Raw genomic sequence first — 17,460 nt, 5'->3', positions numbered from 1 at the left:
TATACTTCTATATTATCTTGATGGCGGAAATCTGTCCTCCCGAGTAGAATAGAGGGATCATCCCGAGTCGTCGGGAAAAGTCCGTTTTCAAGGTGTTGAAACTTTTATCAGAATTACCTGGTCAAAAACAGGATAAGGTGAATTGGAAACAAGTCAGCTAAGATGTTTTACATGATAATCCTTGGGGAGTGATAAGTTATGAAATTAGCAGAATGTCCGCAGCATATTGTACTTCAGTCTCAGCCTCGCTTGGACTTGCAAGGGGGGAATGCTCTCAAAGAGCAAGTATTAGCTATCTCAGCAGAACATTCTCGACTGTGGGTAATTGATTTGGCGGCAGTCGAGTTTATCGATAGTTCTGGGTTGGGTGCATTGGTAACAGCCCTCAAGTCGGCTCGCAGACAAGGATCTCGTTTAGTGCTTTGTCATCCTTCTGCAACGGTTAAACTGATTTTGGAGATTACCCAACTCGATCGAGTCTTTGAAGTCTTTGATGAGTTAGAAGCGGTATTCTCAACTGACTCCGAATTGCTTTCAGCATAGGGTTTTCTCTCACCTCTAGATACTTTGTAAACCGTGTGAATGGGTGAGAGTTCTCCTCAGAAAAAATTTGCCTACTATTGCCCAGTCAAATAGATCAAGAAGTAACAAAACTCCTGCACTATCAACACTGACAGCAGGAGTTAGATTTTTGTCGTTGAATTTGTAAATCCTCTATCCTCAAAAACTTAAAGACTTGAATTGGGGATAGAATTAACACAATTAACCGATTTCAAGCATTCTTAAAGCTCGGAAAGTCAACACCAGAGCCACCAGAGTTTCCGCCTTGAAAACTGGGAAGATCCAAACCACTGGGACGACGACTCTTTTGAGCCAGACGGTAGCTAACACTTTGGAGTTCTGCATGAAGTTGGCGGTTTTCTCGTTGTAGTGCTTCCACTTTCTCCATCACCTCTTGGAGACGCTCTGAGAACTTCTGGCGATAGACACCAGGGAGTTCTTGAACAACTTGTTCAAGCATCCGAGAGCGATCAGTTAATTCCTGAACCGACTGGCGCAGTTGATAAACTTCCCCATCTCGCTCAGAAATTTGGTCTTGATAAAACTTCACCTGCTGTTCGACATCTTGCAGTTGTTCTCGCAATGATCGCAGTTGAACCTGTTGGTGTTCAGAGAGTTCGGGAGTCGGCATCAAGCCCGTATTTCCCTTGACCAACCGAAACAGTTCTTGAGACAGTTGTTGGACGAGCTGATCGCGCATTTTCAGCTCCTCGTTGAGACGAGTAATTTCAGCTTGTAAATCTTGTTGAGTCGGTTTGTTAGATTGACTGACCATGGCGGACTGCTCCTCAAATATAAACTTTATGCCATACCTATCTTAAATATCTTCACAAGCCCCAGGGCAAAAACAGACTCAAACGTGACCGGGTAAGTCAGAAATTTACCTTTGATCAAAGGTCACAGTAGACTACTTTATTTTCAGGCAAAATAATCTGTGACTTGATTCTGACCTCAGTTTGGGCTTGTTTGGGCTTGTGTGCAATGACTTCTAGAATATTTTATCCAAAAGAAATCACTTCCTTATAACAGACTAAAATACCAGATTTTTGCTGAGGTGCAAGTTTACCCCGAACTCCTTTGATCTTTGCCGAGTAACCGAGTCGATAAAATCCTAACTTCAGCGATCGCGCATCAAGAAACGCCGATCGAGTTTTGCAGAGAGCCTGCCTGTCTTCACATCGCAAGCTCCCTATCTCTGTTGCTATTCCGGTGCTTTAGAGACTTCCTCGGGTTCAGGTTCAGCCACTTCTGTTGTTGCCTCTACAGGTAAAGCAGGTTGCTTTGTCGTCAAATAACGAATAACATCGTCACTGATCCGCATTGCCCTTTCCATGACTGCAATTTGATGACCGGGGCCATCATAGTTCATTAGAACGTAAACCCCTTCTCGGTGATTGTCAATCTCATAAGCCAGACGACGCTTACCTAAATTTTGAATCTGAATATTCTGTCCGCCCTGTTCTTGTAACAAGTCTTGATATTTAGCGATCGCAACATCAACCTGTTCATCGATCAAGTCCGGACGTAGAATATACATCGTTTCGTAAACAAATTCTTTCATTGAGAAAATCTCCTCATGGGCTATTAGGCTTCTAAGCTTTTAGAAGCAAGGAACTTTTCAATTCTACAATACCGAAAGACAGATCACCCGACCGGATCTCAGTGCGAATATTTCCCCGTTAGGGAACCTGCATATAAACCGCATCCGAGATCGTTGGGATCTCTGCATAATGTCCGCGAAGCGACTGCACCACCGAATAAATAACTGCCGCTAAAATTCCCAAAAATAGCATATTGTAGATCGTCTCTAGGATAAAGCCTTGCAGTCCACCACCCAAAACGCCCAGAATGATACTACATAAAACGATAATAATGTCAAGCAAAATCGCCTGCATCGCGTTGAAGCGAATAAAGTGAGGAATATTTTGATTTCGCACCACCAGCAAAAACAAAGCAAAGAAAATCACCAAACCGATAAAAGGAACTGTTTGGTAGATTGACATTAAAGGGGCTAGGGGAATCAGAATAATAGTGAGTATGGGAAATTGGGCAAATAAAAAACGACCAAACTCTAACCCATACATTAAAGGAAGTAAATAAGGTAAAGCCGAAAAAATTCGATCCCGAATCGTTGTTTCGCCACGCCACGTCATAATTTGTTCTCCTGAGTATTGTTCATCAATCATTAAATTGCCTCTAAACTCAGGATAGCGCAGAGTTTCAAGAATATTTCTCCTCAGTATTTAAAGTATTGCTTAAACTTCTATTCAATATTGGCAATTCTAAAACCCATCTGACATTCATATTGACTCGGAAGATTTTCTGTCGTTTTGCCAACCGGATGACCACAACTGAGTTGTCCCCCTCTCCACCGAGGCTGACCACTTCGATCAGAAAGCGGACAACCTTGACAAACTCGCTGCGGTTCGAGAAGTTGGTTCTCCATCAAAATCACTAACATCTGATCTTATCCCTCCAACAGATTCCGTCTTTGCCCTTCCAATTGTATTCCAAGACTCGAGGGAGACTCAGGAATCTGATCACAACTTAACATTTCTGTCAAGAACTTCACTCCTAGAACAATGAGACAAACAACGTTATGATCTTTAAGTTCATAGAGTCACGAATCAAAGAAAGAGAACTCCCGAATCCGTAAACGCAATTCAAAAGATTTACCCATTGGGAAACCTCTCACTTCTGGATCGCCGACTCTCCCTGAAATATTCCGATCTGCAATCTGAGGAAAGCGACTGTGAGCGATACTAACTTAGACATCCTAGCCCAAAGCGATCCGATCATCGCCGAAGGGATTCAACACGAACTACAACGTCAGCGAGATCACCTAGAATTAATTGCCAGTGAAAACTTTACATCAGCCGCAGTCATGGCTGCTCAGGGATCAGTTCTGACTAATAAATATGCAGAAGGATTACCCAGAAAACGTTACTATGGCGGTTGCGAGTTTATAGACACTATCGAACAATTGGCAATTGATCGAGCCAAAGAACTCTTTGGTGCTGCTCATGCAAACGTTCAGCCTCATTCCGGCGCTCAAGCCAACTTTGCCGTCTTCTTAGCCTTGCTAGAACCCGGTGATACGATCATGGGAATGGACTTATCTCATGGCGGACATCTAACCCACGGTTCCCCCGTCAACGTCTCCGGGAAATGGTTCAAAGCCTGTCATTATGGCGTCAGTCCCGACAACGAACGCCTCGACTATGACCAAATTCTCCAACTCGCCAAACAGCATCAACCCAAATTGATCGTCTGTGGCTATTCTGCCTATTCTCGCATCATTGAGTTTGACAAATTTAGAGCGATCGCTTCGGAAGTCGGAGCCTACTTACTCGCCGATATTGCTCATATTGCCGGGTTAGTCGCGAGCGGACATCACCCGAACCCTATTCCCTATTGTGATGTCGTCACAACCACTACTCACAAAACCCTACGAGGCCCTCGGGGGGGTTTAATTCTCACTCGCGATCCCGATCTTGGCAAAAAATTCGATAAAGCCGTTTTCCCCGGTAGTCAAGGTGGCCCCCTCGAACACGTAATTGCCGGAAAAGCCGTTGCTTTTGGAGAAGCGCTAAAACCCGAGTTTAAGGCTTATTCTGGACAAGTGATTGAAAATGCTCAAGCCTTAGCCACTCAGTTACAAAAACGCGGCTTGAAAATCGTCTCGGGCGGCACCGATAATCACGTCATGTTAGTTGACTTGCGTTCTGTGAGTATGACTGGAAAACAAGCCGATAAACTCGTTAGTGAAGTCAATATTACCGCCAATAAAAATACCGTTCCCTTTGATCCAGAGTCTCCCTTTGTCACCAGTGGCCTACGACTCGGATCTCCAGCGATGACAACCCGAGGAATGGGAACAACAGAGTTTACCGAAATTGGCGAAATCATCGCAGATCGACTGATCAAACCCGAAGACGAAGCCGTTGCGAGTAGCTGTCGTCAACGAATACAGTCCCTCTGTACAGCGTTTCCCCTCTATCCTCATCTCACAGCCAAAGTCCCCGCTTTAGCTTAAATATTCAATGAGTCAGCAAGGAGCAAAAGTGGAGTGGGTTGACTGGCCCCTTTTCCTTCGCTCCTTGTTAAATGAGAAGTTCAATTTAGAGATCTCTGGTAGAAACGAGCAGAAATGTAGTAGACTCTGCCTGACGCTTTATTTTTTTTAAAGCCGATCACGAAAAGCAACACTCAATCCTCTCAGAGTGCAATATTGTCCGTTGATCTGCGATCGCGGTCTTGATCACCTCTGTAGAGCGTTTGCTTTTTGTCTGCACAATGTCTTGCACCCCCATAACTTCAGATGCCTCTCCATCTGTACCATCTGCTCGTGTTTCTCGTCTCTGCACTTGTTGTCCTGGGAACGACACCCGTCGTCAAGACAATGGGCATCAAAAGTGGACGTGTCGATCTACCCAGCGATCGCAAAGTTCACCAACGTCCAATGGTTCGTCTAGGCGGTATTTCGATTTATCTCGGTACTCTGATCGGTTTACTGGTTGTTTGGTGGTCAGGAGGCTTTATTGATGCCCACGGCCAGCCTTTAGGCGTAGAACAGGAATATGAAATTTGGGGAGTTACAGTTGGGGGTTTAGCCTTCTTTTTAATTGGTTTAGCAGATGATCTGTTTAGCCTTTCCCCTCTGACTCGCCTGATCCTACAAATGACCGTTGCCAGTCTAGCTTGGATGGTAGGAGTTAATATCGAGTTTCTCACGATTCCATTTGTCGGATTAGTTCATGTGGGTTGGTGGAGTCTACCCATTACCGTTGTTTGGTTAGTCGGGATGGCAAACGCCATTAACTGGATCGATGGCTTAGACGGTTTAGCAGCAGGAGTTTCTGGTATTGCCGCACTGGTGATGCTTGTTGTCAGTCTGCAAATGGATCAACCTGCGGCGGCTTTAATTGCGGCAGCTTTAGCTGGAGGCGCGTTAGGGTTTTTACGCTATAACTTTAATCCCGCTCAAATTTTTATGGGAGATGGCGGTTCCTATTTTCTCGGCTTTACGTTAGCAGCAGTCGGGGTGATTGGCCTGGTAAAAACAACCGTTGTTACTTCGGTTTTAATGCCCTACATTATTTTAGCGGTGCCGATTTTGGATATGTCGGCGGTAATCTTGGATCGGCTGCGTCATGGTAAATCTCCCTTTATCGCTGATCAGCGCCATTTGCATCATCGACTACTACAAGCGGGACTCTCCCAACGTTTGACGGTTTTATTTATCTACTCTTTGACTTTGTGGGTGGGGAGTTTAGCTTTGGCATTTTCAGGTCTTCCCAGTGGTTTGATTTATGCACTCGGGGCGACAGGTTTACTCGGATATACCAGTTGGAAAGCCTTAAAACACGCAAAGTAAGGCAACAGGCAACAGCTCATCTGGCAAGAGGTAAGAGTAAATACTGTACCCTGTCCCCTGTCTCCTGAAAACACTGGTAATGAGTGACTGTAAACACTGTTCCCTCTAACGCACTCTTTTGAGACAATGAAAATAGCGAACCCATAACGGAATAATCGGGGAATGACTGCTGAAATTATCTGTGTCGGAACTGAACTCCTACTTGGTGATATCCTCAATAGCAATGCTCAGTTTTTGGGTAAACAGCTTGCTGAGTTGGGGATTGCTCACTATTATCAAACGGTCGTCGGCGATAACCGAGAACGCCTCAAACAAGTGATTGCGATCGCTTCACAACGCGCTCAACTCCTGATTTTCACAGGGGGTTTGGGGCCAACGCCTGATGACCTGACGGTGGAAACCATTGCCGATTTTTTTGGGGTTCCCCTGATCGAACGACCCGAAATTATTGCCGACATTCGCCAAAAGTTTGCTCAACGGGGACGAACGATGTCACCGAGTAATCATAAGCAAGCTTTAATTCCTCAAGGGGCAGAGATTCTCACCAATCCCATTGGTAGCGCTCCGGGGATTATTTGGCAACCTCGTTCCGACAAACTGACCATTCTGACGTTTCCCGGTGTTCCAGCGGAAATGAAGCAAATGTGGCACGAAATCGCCGTTCCCTATTTGCAAAGTCAGGGATGGTGTCAAGAGATGATTTGCAGTCACACACTCAGGTTTTGGGGGGTGGCTGAGTCGGCTTTAGCAGAAAAAGTCTCTGCTTACCTCAATTTAACCAATCCCACCGTTGCGCCTTACGCCAATTATGGAGAAGTTAAGCTGAGAATTTCGGCTCGGGCTGAGTCTCCAGAAGCGGCTGAACAGCTTATTACTCCGATTGAACAGCAAATCAAAGATATTGCGGGTTTAGACTATTATGGTCGTGACCAGGACACCCTCGCCTCAGTCGTCGGTCAACTTTTACAACAAACCCATTCAACTTTAGCTGTGGCTGAATCCTGTACGGGTGGAGGATTGGGTCAGATGATTACCAGTGTTGCGGGAAGTTCAAGCTATTTTCGCGGCGGAATTATTGCTTATGAGAATGGGGTAAAAACGGCTTTACTGGGGGTTGATCCTCAGGATCTTGAACAGTGGGGAGCGGTGAGTGAGAGTGTTGCTCAACAAATGGCTATAGGTGTGCGATCTCAACTCAACACAACTTGGGGCTTGAGTATTACCGGAATTGCGGGGCCAGGTGGGGGGACGGAAACGAAGCCGGTGGGATTAGTGTATATGGGTTTAGCCGGGCCAGATGGACAAGCAACAAGTAATAAGTTTCTATTTGGTCAGGCACGGGGGCGAGAATGGATTCAGCGAGTCAGTGCAAGTTCTGCGCTTGATGTGTTACGACGTCAGCTTTTATCCCCATGAGATTCCCTCTATTGATTAATTTGTGTTGGGTGAGGGGCAGAGACTGATTAGCATTTTCGATCTTTGTGAGTAATCTTGCACAAATATGTGAAGATTCGTTATGATAAGGGAGATACAAATAATTGAATGATTTAGGATATATTTATATCCGAATAAGTTTCAATTTTGTAGAGTTTATTTAGGTTAGACCCACTGACTTACCCATGGTAGTGTCTGTCTCAGCTAGAAATAAACTCCATTTGTTAAGTTGTAATCGGTGTACAGCAAGGAGCCATTTTTGCAATGGAATACATTGAAAAAGTGCTGGAAAAATTGAAAGAGTGGGCGCGTGAAGTGATAGAAGCATTACTTGGCCCTCAAACTCATCCGGAAGTCGAGCCAATTCCGGTTCCAGTCGATGATCTTCGACGTCGCCGCAAGTCTTAGGATTAAGCTTTTGCAGGAAGTATTAAAGTTGCCCAGTATTTTGGTGCTGCACGGCCCAAATCTCAATCTTTTGGGTCAGCGAGAACCTGGAATTTATGGAACCGTAACACTAGCAGAAATTAATCAGTGCTTGCAGCAAGAGGCGCAGGTTCATCAGTTTGCAGTTTCGTTTTTGCAGTCTAACTCAGAAGGAGTCCTGGTTGATGCTATTCATTCAGCACAAAACCAAAGTCAGGGCATAATCCTTAATGCAGGAGCTTACACGCACACCAGTATTGCGATCCGAGATGCTATCGCAGCAGTAGGGCTTCCGACGGTAGAAGTGCATTTGAGTAACATCTATCGTCGTGAAACGTTCCGGCATCACTCCTATATTGCACCCGTTGTTTTAGGACAAATCAGTGGCTTTGGTGCAGACAGCTATATTCTGGGACTGCAAGCTCTAGTCCGATATCTACGACAGACCATGCAGCGAGAGAGAGATGTGTCTTCTCAAGCCAAGGCTGAGTAAGGAGAGTAATCGATGCAATACTCATTGCTCAGTCGGTTTCAAGGAGCAATGGCAGGTTTGTCCTTTGGCAGTAGATTAAGATTGCCCCCCGAAAAATCTGTCTTCCTCTCAGGGGCTTCTCCCCAAAAAGAGAATCACGGTTCCCAAATTTTGCTAAACTTAAAGCAGCATCAGTTGAAAGGATGTGAATCCGAGGGGAAGGATGAACAATTCACTTCAAGCGACTGCGAGAGTCTTGTGATTCAAATGACTCGTAGCCTGATTCGATGCCAGGGATTAGAACGAGTCGATTGGAATCAGAGTTGGCAGAAATGGCAACAAGAGCAGCAATCGTCACCCTCCGGGGTTAAAGAGGAGAGCAATTTAGCTCGCACCCGTCCAAAATCCGTGGCAGAAGTCGCTGTAGCAACAGTACCAATCACCTTATTATTTCACGAGCAACCCGCTCAACTTCAGCAGCAACTACAGCAAGGCATACAAGTTTGGCAAGAATCCCCCTCCTGTGAGGTTTTAGAACAGGCTGTCATTGCCTTTAACTCCGCGATCGCATTGGCATTAAAGGAAGAACTTGATCCCCAAACTTTGATTCCCACTCTCCTGAATTATTTAGATCCGCAAATCGATTTGCATCAGCAGTTGCAACAGGTTCAGAGCTTAGTAGAACAAAGGGTCAGTTTAGAAACAGCTCGAGAGTTGCTGCTCAAAAATTCTCAGGAACTCGCGATTTACTCTAAAACAGAAAAGAGCTGGGTCGGTTCACAAGATACAACACCGATAGCCCTTGCATTTTACAGCTTTGTCAGTACACCCCACAATCCAGCGATCGCCTTGTTGCGAACCGTTGAGATGGATCCATTAACTCCAATTGTAAGTATACTCACCGGAGCATTGTCTGGAGCTTACAACAGTATTTCTAGCTTTCCCCTCTCTTGGCGACTGCAACTTCAAACAACAACAACTTCATCTTCACCGATAATTTCGGCAGAAACCCCAGCGAAGAGCCGGAAACAGTCAGTCGGAGAAACTCTCCAAAAGGCAACAGAGCTATTCGCAGTTTGGTCTGGGGTTTATAATACAGCAAATCCATTCTTGGAAACAGATTCAACCCTGGCTGTGGCTGCGCCCAATGTAATTCATCCACGTCAGTTCTAAAAACCTAGCCAAGATTCGTAAATCCCTGAAGGTGAAAGGGTTTACCCAGTCAAGAACACTCAGATTGGTACAGTATATTGAGTTATTGTCCACAAAGATCGTATCCCAAAATCAGAAATCTGTACTCTAGAATTGATATGACACGGCTGCACTCTAGAATCTAGCTTCGATATAGATGAACACGTTCCAGTTAATCACACGGCAGATTGAACGGCTTCGTAGCCGTACTCACAGCTCGTCGTTGCGAGTCAATGGGACTCGGGCTGAAAATCGCAATTCGGATCGCTCGCAGCAACGCCAACCTGGATCGTCGTCTGACGAGTCTCAAGGCAAACAGACATCTTCTCAAAACTTCAAGCGCAAATCACCGAAGTCTCCTCAAGCCGGTTCTCCAGCACTACTGTTTTTGGCGATTATTTCGCTAACAGGAGTGATGGGTGTTCGCTTCTACAACCAACCCAAACTCGCCGTTGGCCGGGAGGCTCCTGAGACGATTTTAGCGCCGACCGATGCAGAACTCACCGATATGAAAACCACAGAGGAAAGACGCAAAGAGGCTCTCTATGGCGTTGTTCCTGTCTTGGTGCCGAATCCCCTGGTCAATGAAGAAATTAATCAGAGAATCGAAACTGTGCTTGCTCAGGGTAACGTGGTGAGAGATCTTGCTCAACCCTTCCCCTTCCTTGACTCAGGGACTCTATCAACAGATGTCCAATCCTACTTGCGAAGAATACCAGAGTGGCAATGGAACGAATTACTGGCGCAAGTTGAACAAACAACCGTGCAACCCCAACTCAATTTAAGTACCTCTGGGAACTTATCAACCGATAGCGGCAAATTTTCATCAACTCAACAAGAAGGAACCGATCAACTGCGCTGGAAAGCATTTGCTCAACTCCGAGGTTATGGAAAACGAGCCTCTCCCGAAGAGTTTGCCCTTCTAGTGACAGATATCGATGATGCTCGCAAGCGTTATGCTAAAGCCTATACAACCTTTTCTAAACAGCTTCCCTCAGATAAAACTAGCTTTTATAATCAGTCTTTGCTCGACTGGTCCGATCAAACTTGGGAGCGAACTCAAGTCGGGATCTGGCAAGTGGCAAAGGAAATGCTGAGTCAGGGTATTGCCCCTGGATTACCGACCGAGATTTTAGAACAAGCGGTTAATATTCAGGTCAAAACCGCTCTACCAACCGAATCTCAAGACTTTGCGGCGAAGTTGCTCACAACCGCTTTGCGAACTAATCTGATTGAAGATCGAGATTCCACTCGGACTCGGGCTGAACTCGCCGCTCAAAGTGTTGATCCGGTGGTTGTCACGATTAGTCAAGGCGATGTGATTGTTCGTCAGGGCGAAAAAATTACTCAACGCGAGTTCGTGATGCTCGATCATTTTGACAAGAGCGAACGAGGCATTAATTGGAAAGGTTTACTGGCTTTTACAACTCTAGTCAGTGGGGCGGTTGTTGTGGTTTTATTTGTGGGAAGGCGGTTCCGGCCCAGTCTTCGCCACAGAGACTATTTATTGCTCTTGCTACTAACTCTAAGTACACCTTTGCTGGTAATGTTAAAAGTCCCTTCCACGGGTTTACCCGCAGTGGGTTTATTAGCAGGTAGCTTCTATGGTTCGGCGGTGGGCGTAACTGTTGTAGGTTTGCTCTCGGCGATGATTCCGATTGGTCTGGAAATTGAGATGATTCCTCTGCTGGCGAGTGCAGCGGGGGGACTTCTGGGAAGCTTACTGGCTGGACAATTGCGATCGCGAGAAGAACTGGCTTTACTCGGGGGAGCGGTTGGTCTAGCTCAAGGTACTGTTTATCTCCTGGTGACGCTAACGGTTGTCGGTACAACGGCGAGTTCGATCTGGTTTATTATCTTACGCCAAGTCGTTTTACAAGTTCTCGAAGGGCTGGCTTGGAGTGTTGTGGCTTTGGGATTAAGCCCTTATTTAGAACACGTCTTTGACTTAATTACACCCATTCGGTTAGCGGAACTGGCGAACCCGAATCGACCCCTGCTGAAGCGCTTGGCAACGGAGGCTCCTGGCACGTTCCAACATACGATGTTTGTGGCTACTCTCGCAGAAGCGGCGGCTCAAACTTTGGGATGTAATGTAGAACTGGTGAGAACGGGAACTCTGTATCACGATATTGGGAAAATGCACGATCCTCTCGGATTTATTGAAAATCAGATGGGAGGGCCGAATAAGCACGACGAAATTAATGATCCCTGGGAAAGTGCCAGAATTATCAAAAAACACGTGAGTGAAGGGTTGGCAATGGCACGTCGTTGTCGCTTACCAAAGGCGATTCAAGCTTTTATTCCTGAACACCAAGGGAAAATGCTGATTGCCTACTTCTATTATCAAGCTCAACAACGAGCAAAAGAAGATCCGACAATTGCGGTTAAGGAGGAAGATTTTCGCTATGATGGGCCAAGTCCACAGTCGAAGGAAACAGGAATTGTGATGTTGGCTGATTCTTGTGAGGCGGCGTTGCGAAGTCTTAAAGATGCCACCCACGAAGAAGCTCTACAAATGGTGAATAAAATTCTCCGGGCGAGATGGCAAGACAATCAATTGGTAGACTCTGGACTCAGCCGAGAAGATATGGCAAAAATTGCTGAAGTTTTTGTGCGGGTTTGGGAACAAGTCAACCACAAACGTATTGCTTATCCGAAAGGGGTGTTTTCGGCTCGATAAGTCACGGAAAACGGAAAGGTTACTAGAATTATCCTTTGACCCCTGTTGCGGCATCTGTTGGCACTATATAGCGCTGGAGTAACAGAAATAATAATAAAACGGGTGCTATTGAAATCACTGATCCCGCAGCCACCAAACGCCAATCAAAAGAGAAGGTTCCGGCTAATTTGGCGACTCCTAAAGGCAGGGTGTAGTATTCGGGTTGATCTAAGATCAGCAACGGCCAAAGAAAGTCACTCCAAGACCCGATAAACACAAAAATTGCTAATGTTATTAAAGCAGGTCGCACAGCCGGAAGCATAATATGCCACCAAATCCCCAGTTCAGAACATCCATCAATGCGGGCGGCTTCTTCGAGTTCTTTGGGTACACCCAAAAAGGCTTGTCGCAACAAAAAAATGCCAAATGCTGAAGCTACACTGGGAAAAATTAACCCGAGATAAGTATTTCTCAATCCTAACTGGACGGTTAAGACGTAGAGGGGAATCATCACAATTTGAAATGGGATCATAATTGTGGCAATAATGGCGGTGAAAATGCTATCTCGTCCCCGAAAGTCTAATCGCGCCAAGGGGTAAGCGGCTAACGCACAGAATAACAAATTTAACTCGACAGTCAAACTCGCCACAATCATACTATTGACAAGATAACGCCCCATAGGATTTGTTTGCCAGACTTTGATGACATTCTCAAAAGTCGGTTCACGAGGGAAAAGCTGCGGGGGAAATTGAAAGATATTTTCGTTCCCTGACTTAAAGGCTGTACTGATCAGCCACAACAACGGAAAGAGCATCAAAAGAGCAATAACACTCAACAGTAAATAATTCCAAAATATCTTGATTCTTGGTGATTTTAAGTTCATTTATTATTCAACTTCAACCCTTCTTCTGTACAACATTCATTTAAAGGTTGATCCCAATTATCAATCGGTAACTCGGTCAAATAAGCAAAATCAAATACAATTCCTATCGTTGGAATAGATTGCCACTCAGGAGAACTGAGCATCCGATCATAATATCCTCCACCGTATCCTAAACGATATCCTCGCTGATCACAAGCAACAGCCGGAACTAAAATTAAATCAACTTGAGACGGTGAAATTAGGGGTAAGTCGGCGTGAGGTTCCCAAATTCCATAAGCCCCTGTTTGTAATAGTTCGCCGGGTTTCCATTCATGCCAAATCATAGCATTTTCAACACATCTTGGAAATCCCCAAATTTTTGTTCCTTCTTTGCTGGTTTCTGCAAAGAGACGACTCAGATCGGGTTCTTGACGAAAGCTAACATAAGCTAAGACTGTTTTTGCTTGTTGAAATCTAGACGAAGCTTGTAAATGAAAACTAATGCGATCACTCTTTTCTCGCCAATCTTCTGCTAACATTGACTGACGAATGTGCAGTAACTCTCGACGAAGCTGATTTTTACTTTGTGGAGTTTGCTGTTGGTTCACGAGGTTGATAGAGGTTTGATCTATCTTTGGAATCATAACACTATAATGATTAAGTTTTAGTTTGATCATAAATTTCCAGCGTTAAATGTGGAAATCTATTTGAAAGTTTTCTTGAAGTCCAAACAATAATCTACTTTCTACTCATTAGATCAACTGGATTTTTAGGACTTTTTATTGAGACTAAACCCAGATTTTTTCAGGTCAACAATAGACGAATTTACCCAATTTTAAAAAGTATAATTCAGCCTGAGTTTAGTTTAACTTTAGCACCCTGAAAGATCAGTTAAAAAATACTTAATAGACTCTATCGATCATCTAGATCGGGTGTAAATGCGCCCTGAAAAGCTTGAGTCTTGAAAATTATGAACTGAGAAAAGCTGAAGCCAGAAATCAAGAATCAGAAAAGTTTATGTAGATGCTAGCTGAAACTTCAAAACCCGGCCTTTTCGAGAAACCGGGTTGATAGTGATTTAAACTGCTACCGGTTCAGCGTGTTGACGATACCAATCAATGGTATTTTTCAATCCCTGTTTAAAATCCACTTCCGCAACAAATCCAAACTTTTCTTTAGCCCGTTGCGTATCCAAGCACCGACGCGGTTGACCATTGGGTTGATCGGTTTCCCAAACAATTTCCCCTTCAAACCCCATTAATTCGCAGATAGTTTCCACCAAATCTCGAATTTTGACTTCTTGGTTTGTCCCTAAATTCACCGGCTCCGGTTCATTGTAATCTTGAGTTGCCATCACAATCCCCAGAGCCGCATCTGTAGAATAAAGGAACTCGCGACTGGGACTCCCATCACCCCAAACAGGAAGTTTTTTATCCCCTCGTTGTTGAGCTTCATAAACTTTACGAATTAAAGCCGGAATCACATGAGAACTACGGGGATCAAAATTATCTTCCGGGCCGTAGAGATTGACGGGTAACAAGTAGATGCCATTAAAATTATATTGTTGGCGATAGGCTTGCAATTGAACGAGCAAAGCCTTCTTGGCAATCCCATAGGGAGCATTTGTTTCCTCCGGATAACCCTCCCAAAGATCATCTTCTTTAAACGGTACGGGAGTAAATTTCGGATAAGCACAAATCGTTCCCACACAGACAAACTTTTCGACACCGGCTTGATAGGCGCAATGAATAAGCTGTGTACCCATCATCAAGTTATCGTAAAACAGTTCCGCAGGTTTTTCTCGGTTCAGACCAATTCCACCCACATGAGCGGCCAAATGAATAATAATATCTTGACCCTGAACCACCTTTTGACAGGCTTCAAACGTACACAGATCATACTCTTGCGATCGCGGAATCAAAATTTTATCTATATTCGCTCCGGCTTTGAGCAGCTGATCAATCACTTGCCGACCCAGAAACCCCGCGCCTCCGGTCACAACAATTCGTTTATCTCGTAAATCCAGTGTATTCATGGATTGAACCTCATTATATACAAACGATTAGTCAAAACCCTGGGCGATCTTTTTAGATTTTTCCAACGCTTGAATATCGGCATCCACCATTAATTTCACCAACTGGTCAAACGTCACTGAAGGTTCCCAGCCCATTTTTTGTTTAGCTTTGCTGGGATCACCAATTAAGAGTTCCACCTCTGCCGGACGAAGATAACGTTCATCAAACTTGACGTAATCATGCCAATCGAGGTTGACATAATTAAAGGCAACATCGAGAAACTCACGAATCGAGTGGGTTTCATTGGTCGCCACGACATAATCATCCGGGGCATCCTGCTGAAGCATCAACCACATGGCTCGCACATAGTCCTTAGCGTAGCCCCAATCGCGCTTAGAATCGAGATTTCCGAGATAAACCTCTTTCTGCATTCCCTTGGCAATTCGAGCCAATGCACGGGTAATTTTGCGGGTTACAAATGTCTCACCCCGTCGAGGACTCTCATGGTTAAATAAAATACCGTTACAGGCAAATAAATCGTAGGATTCTCGATAGTTAACGGTTTGCCAGTGGGCATAAACTTTAGCACAGGCGTAGGGACTGCGGGGATAAAACGGTGTTGTTTCCTTTTGAGGAACTTCCTGTACCTTTCCAAACATCTCCGAAGAACCCGCTTGATAAAAGCGAACTTCAATCCCTGTACGATGTTGGTAGTCGCGAATTGCTTCTAAAATCCGTAACGTTCCCATTCCCACGGCATCAACCGTATATTCAGGGGAGTCAAAACTCACTCTAACGTGAGATTGAGCGCCGAGATTATAAATCTCAACGGGTTTAACTTCTTCTAAGATACGACGTAGAGTTGTCCCATCTGTGAGGTCTCCATAATGAAGAAACAGACGAGCCTCCTCGTTGTGAGGGTCTTTGTAGATATGATCAATCCGGTCAGTATTAAAACATGAACTTCGGCGAATAATGCCGTGAACTTCATAGTCCTTGGCGAGCAAAAGTTCACTCAAGTAAGAGCCATCTTGACCCGTAATTCCAGTAATCAGGGCGCGCTTGCGTTCGTTCATCTCAATATTCTCTGTGAGTTAATGTAAGTCAATGTTGCCTCCTCTGGTCAGATCAGCGATGTGATTGAGATCAAGCTTGATGTTTGGATCTCGTCACGACCAGTTTCTCGCCAGTGCAATCGGAATTGTATAGCGCTACTTGAATCGGGAATAGGGAACACCGGATCAGGGAACAGCAGACTATGAAAGCGGTGTGACCCTGCGGCTTTGTAAGCCGCCAAGGAATGCACACGCCTGAGAGGGTTTCAGAATTTAGAAATGTCCTAACCAATTTGCGTAGTGCTATACAGATAGAATTAAGCGGGTAATCGATCACTACAGCCAAGAATCCCCGATGATGACATCTTTTCAACGGACTGAAAATTTTCAAAAATTCAGTTTGGGATTTGAGCATCAGGGGCGAGGGGCTATTGTTAAGCGATAACACTGCTGATTTCATGTCTACCTTAGCCCAAAACCGACTGCACAATGCGAAAACTAGAGAACGGGAGTTAAAGCGGTAGCATTGACTGACAACGAATCTTTGTCACCCTTTAGTAAGCTCCATTATTCTTGGGAAAAATGACAACACCGATGGTCTTAATTATAATCCACAGGTCAGTCCAGAAATTTTTGAAATTCACGTAATACAAATCAATCTGAACTCGTCGAGGATAGGGAATATCATTGCGCCCAGAAACTTGCCAGAGGCCAGTAATTCCGGGTTTAATCGTTAAAATTTTATCCATGTGACGCCCGTACTTGTGTAATTCTTCAGCAACAAGAGGCCTTGGCCCGACAACGCTCATGTCCCCTTTGAGTACATTCCAAAATTGAGGAAACTCATCAAGACTCGTCACTCGTAAAAAATGACCAATCCAGGTAATTCGGGGGTCGTGTTTCAGTTTGAAATTGTCCTGAAATTCTTGACGCAGATGGGGGGATGTCTCCATCATTTGGGTCAACATCTCATCAGCATTTGTCACCATTGTTCTGAACTTAATACAGTCAAAAGACTTGCGGTTCTTGCCCACTCGTTGCTGTACATAAAACACTGACCCTGGTGAACTAAGCGAGATCAACAGAGCCAGAAGCAAGTAAACTGGGGAAAACAGGATCAGAACCGACAACGAAAACAAAATATCGAACGATCGCTTGAAAAACTCTCCGTTGAGGTTCTGTAGAACAGATAAGCCTCGAACCGGATGTTGCCGGACTAGGGGGACAAAACTACGCCTTGTGAACGCACGTCGTAGTCCCCTACCGAAGATGAGTTGGCTGTTGGCAGTCATCTTACTCCTTCAATTCACACCACACACAGTCCTGATCATAAAGCTTCCAGACACCTTGCGCGCGAAATTAAGGTGCAAGAAAGTCTTTAGTCCAATTGCCATTCGGGGGAGCG

Annotated in this window: 18 protein-coding genes; 8 read left to right on the top strand and 10 right to left on the bottom strand. The window is 44.9% G+C overall.

Annotation, left to right across the window (positions count from 1 at the left end; translation table 11 throughout):
* Positions 1 to 198: 198 nt before the first annotated feature.
* A complete protein-coding gene (locus tag L8106_RS23735) occupies positions 199 to 543 on the top strand; it encodes an STAS domain-containing protein (RefSeq protein ID WP_009787033.1) in 345 nt (114 codons plus the stop codon).
* 229 nt (positions 544 to 772) lie between these two features.
* Here L8106_RS23735 and L8106_RS23730 read toward each other — a convergent pair whose 3' ends face one another.
* From L8106_RS23730 to L8106_RS23715, 5 genes are all read right to left on the bottom strand, one after another.
* Positions 773 to 1,336 carry an Npun_F5560 family protein gene (locus L8106_RS23730; RefSeq protein ID WP_009787032.1) on the bottom strand — a complete coding sequence of 188 codons (564 nt, stop codon included), beginning with the start codon at positions 1,334 to 1,336 and terminating at the stop codon, positions 773 to 775.
* Between the two features lie 223 nt (positions 1,337 to 1,559).
* Positions 1,560 to 1,745 carry a hypothetical protein gene (locus tag L8106_RS32540; RefSeq protein ID WP_156803806.1) on the bottom strand — a complete coding sequence of 62 codons (186 nt, stop codon included), beginning with the start codon at positions 1,743 to 1,745 and terminating at the stop codon, positions 1,560 to 1,562.
* Positions 1,746 to 1,762: 17 nt separating this feature from the next.
* Positions 1,763 to 2,122, bottom strand: coding sequence for a 30S ribosomal protein S6 (gene rpsF / locus L8106_RS23725; RefSeq protein WP_009787031.1), 360 nt, complete (start codon positions 2,120 to 2,122; stop codon positions 1,763 to 1,765).
* A gap of 118 nt (positions 2,123 to 2,240) precedes the next feature.
* On the bottom strand, positions 2,241 to 2,714 hold the full coding sequence (locus L8106_RS23720) for a Tic20 family protein (RefSeq protein WP_039897093.1): 474 nt from the start codon (positions 2,712 to 2,714) through the stop codon (positions 2,241 to 2,243).
* Between the two features lie 110 nt (positions 2,715 to 2,824).
* Positions 2,825 to 3,022, bottom strand: coding sequence for a hypothetical protein (locus tag L8106_RS23715; protein ID WP_009787029.1), 198 nt, complete (start codon positions 3,020 to 3,022; stop codon positions 2,825 to 2,827).
* Between the two features lie 291 nt (positions 3,023 to 3,313).
* Between L8106_RS23715 and glyA the strand changes: the two genes are divergently transcribed.
* The 7 genes from glyA (at position 3,314) to L8106_RS23685 (ending at position 12,144) form a co-directional block, all read left to right on the top strand.
* Positions 3,314 to 4,597, top strand: a complete 1,284-nt coding sequence (gene glyA / locus L8106_RS23710) for a serine hydroxymethyltransferase (protein ID WP_009787028.1) — start codon at positions 3,314 to 3,316, stop codon at positions 4,595 to 4,597.
* A 285-nt stretch (positions 4,598 to 4,882) separates the two neighbouring features.
* Positions 4,883 to 5,938 (top strand): glycosyltransferase family 4 protein, encoded by a 1,056-nt coding sequence (locus L8106_RS23705; protein ID WP_039897083.1) that lies wholly within the window; start codon positions 4,883 to 4,885, stop codon positions 5,936 to 5,938.
* A 162-nt stretch (positions 5,939 to 6,100) separates the two neighbouring features.
* Entirely contained in the window at positions 6,101 to 7,354 is a 1,254-nt protein-coding gene (locus tag L8106_RS23700; RefSeq protein WP_009787026.1) for a competence/damage-inducible protein A, read from the top strand.
* A 282-nt stretch (positions 7,355 to 7,636) separates the two neighbouring features.
* The gene (locus tag L8106_RS33195; RefSeq protein ID WP_009787025.1) at positions 7,637 to 7,780 is read left to right on the top strand and encodes a hypothetical protein; all 144 of its coding nucleotides are present in this window, start codon (positions 7,637 to 7,639) and stop codon (positions 7,778 to 7,780) included.
* 28 nt (positions 7,781 to 7,808) lie between these two features.
* Positions 7,809 to 8,291: a type II 3-dehydroquinate dehydratase gene (gene aroQ / locus L8106_RS23695; RefSeq protein ID WP_369749523.1), complete on the top strand. Its 483-nt coding sequence runs from the start codon at positions 7,809 to 7,811 to the stop codon at positions 8,289 to 8,291.
* A 12-nt stretch (positions 8,292 to 8,303) separates the two neighbouring features.
* Positions 8,304 to 9,443: an ADP-ribosylglycohydrolase family protein gene (locus L8106_RS23690; RefSeq protein ID WP_009787023.1), complete on the top strand. Its 1,140-nt coding sequence runs from the start codon at positions 8,304 to 8,306 to the stop codon at positions 9,441 to 9,443.
* Positions 9,444 to 9,618: 175 nt separating this feature from the next.
* Positions 9,619 to 12,144, top strand: a complete 2,526-nt coding sequence (locus L8106_RS23685; protein WP_039897081.1) for an HD family phosphohydrolase — start codon at positions 9,619 to 9,621, stop codon at positions 12,142 to 12,144.
* Positions 12,145 to 12,172: 28 nt separating this feature from the next.
* Here L8106_RS23685 and L8106_RS23680 read toward each other — a convergent pair whose 3' ends face one another.
* The 5 genes from L8106_RS23680 to L8106_RS23660 form a co-directional block, all read right to left on the bottom strand.
* Complete coding sequence (locus L8106_RS23680) at positions 12,173 to 13,006, bottom strand: carbohydrate ABC transporter permease (protein WP_009787021.1); 834 nt, start codon at positions 13,004 to 13,006, stop codon at positions 12,173 to 12,175.
* Positions 13,003 to 13,629 carry a 5-formyltetrahydrofolate cyclo-ligase gene (locus L8106_RS23675; protein WP_071941441.1) on the bottom strand — a complete coding sequence of 209 codons (627 nt, stop codon included), beginning with the start codon at positions 13,627 to 13,629 and terminating at the stop codon, positions 13,003 to 13,005. The genes L8106_RS23680 and L8106_RS23675 overlap by 4 nt, the downstream gene beginning before the upstream one ends.
* Before the next feature lie 434 nt (positions 13,630 to 14,063).
* A complete protein-coding gene (locus L8106_RS23670) occupies positions 14,064 to 15,020 on the bottom strand; it encodes a GDP-L-fucose synthase (protein ID WP_009787019.1) in 957 nt (318 codons plus the stop codon).
* A 27-nt stretch (positions 15,021 to 15,047) separates the two neighbouring features.
* Entirely contained in the window at positions 15,048 to 16,076 is a 1,029-nt protein-coding gene (gene gmd, locus L8106_RS23665) for a GDP-mannose 4,6-dehydratase (RefSeq protein ID WP_009787018.1), read from the bottom strand.
* A gap of 533 nt (positions 16,077 to 16,609) precedes the next feature.
* A complete protein-coding gene (locus L8106_RS23660; protein ID WP_039897080.1) occupies positions 16,610 to 17,347 on the bottom strand; it encodes a sugar transferase in 738 nt (245 codons plus the stop codon).
* Positions 17,348 to 17,460: the final 113 nt, after the last annotated feature.

Source organism: Lyngbya sp. PCC 8106, from assembly GCF_000169095.1.
Taxonomy (GTDB): Bacteria; Cyanobacteriota; Cyanobacteriia; order Cyanobacteriales; family Microcoleaceae; genus Capilliphycus.
This window is presented reverse-complemented; position numbering and strand designations above follow the sequence as displayed.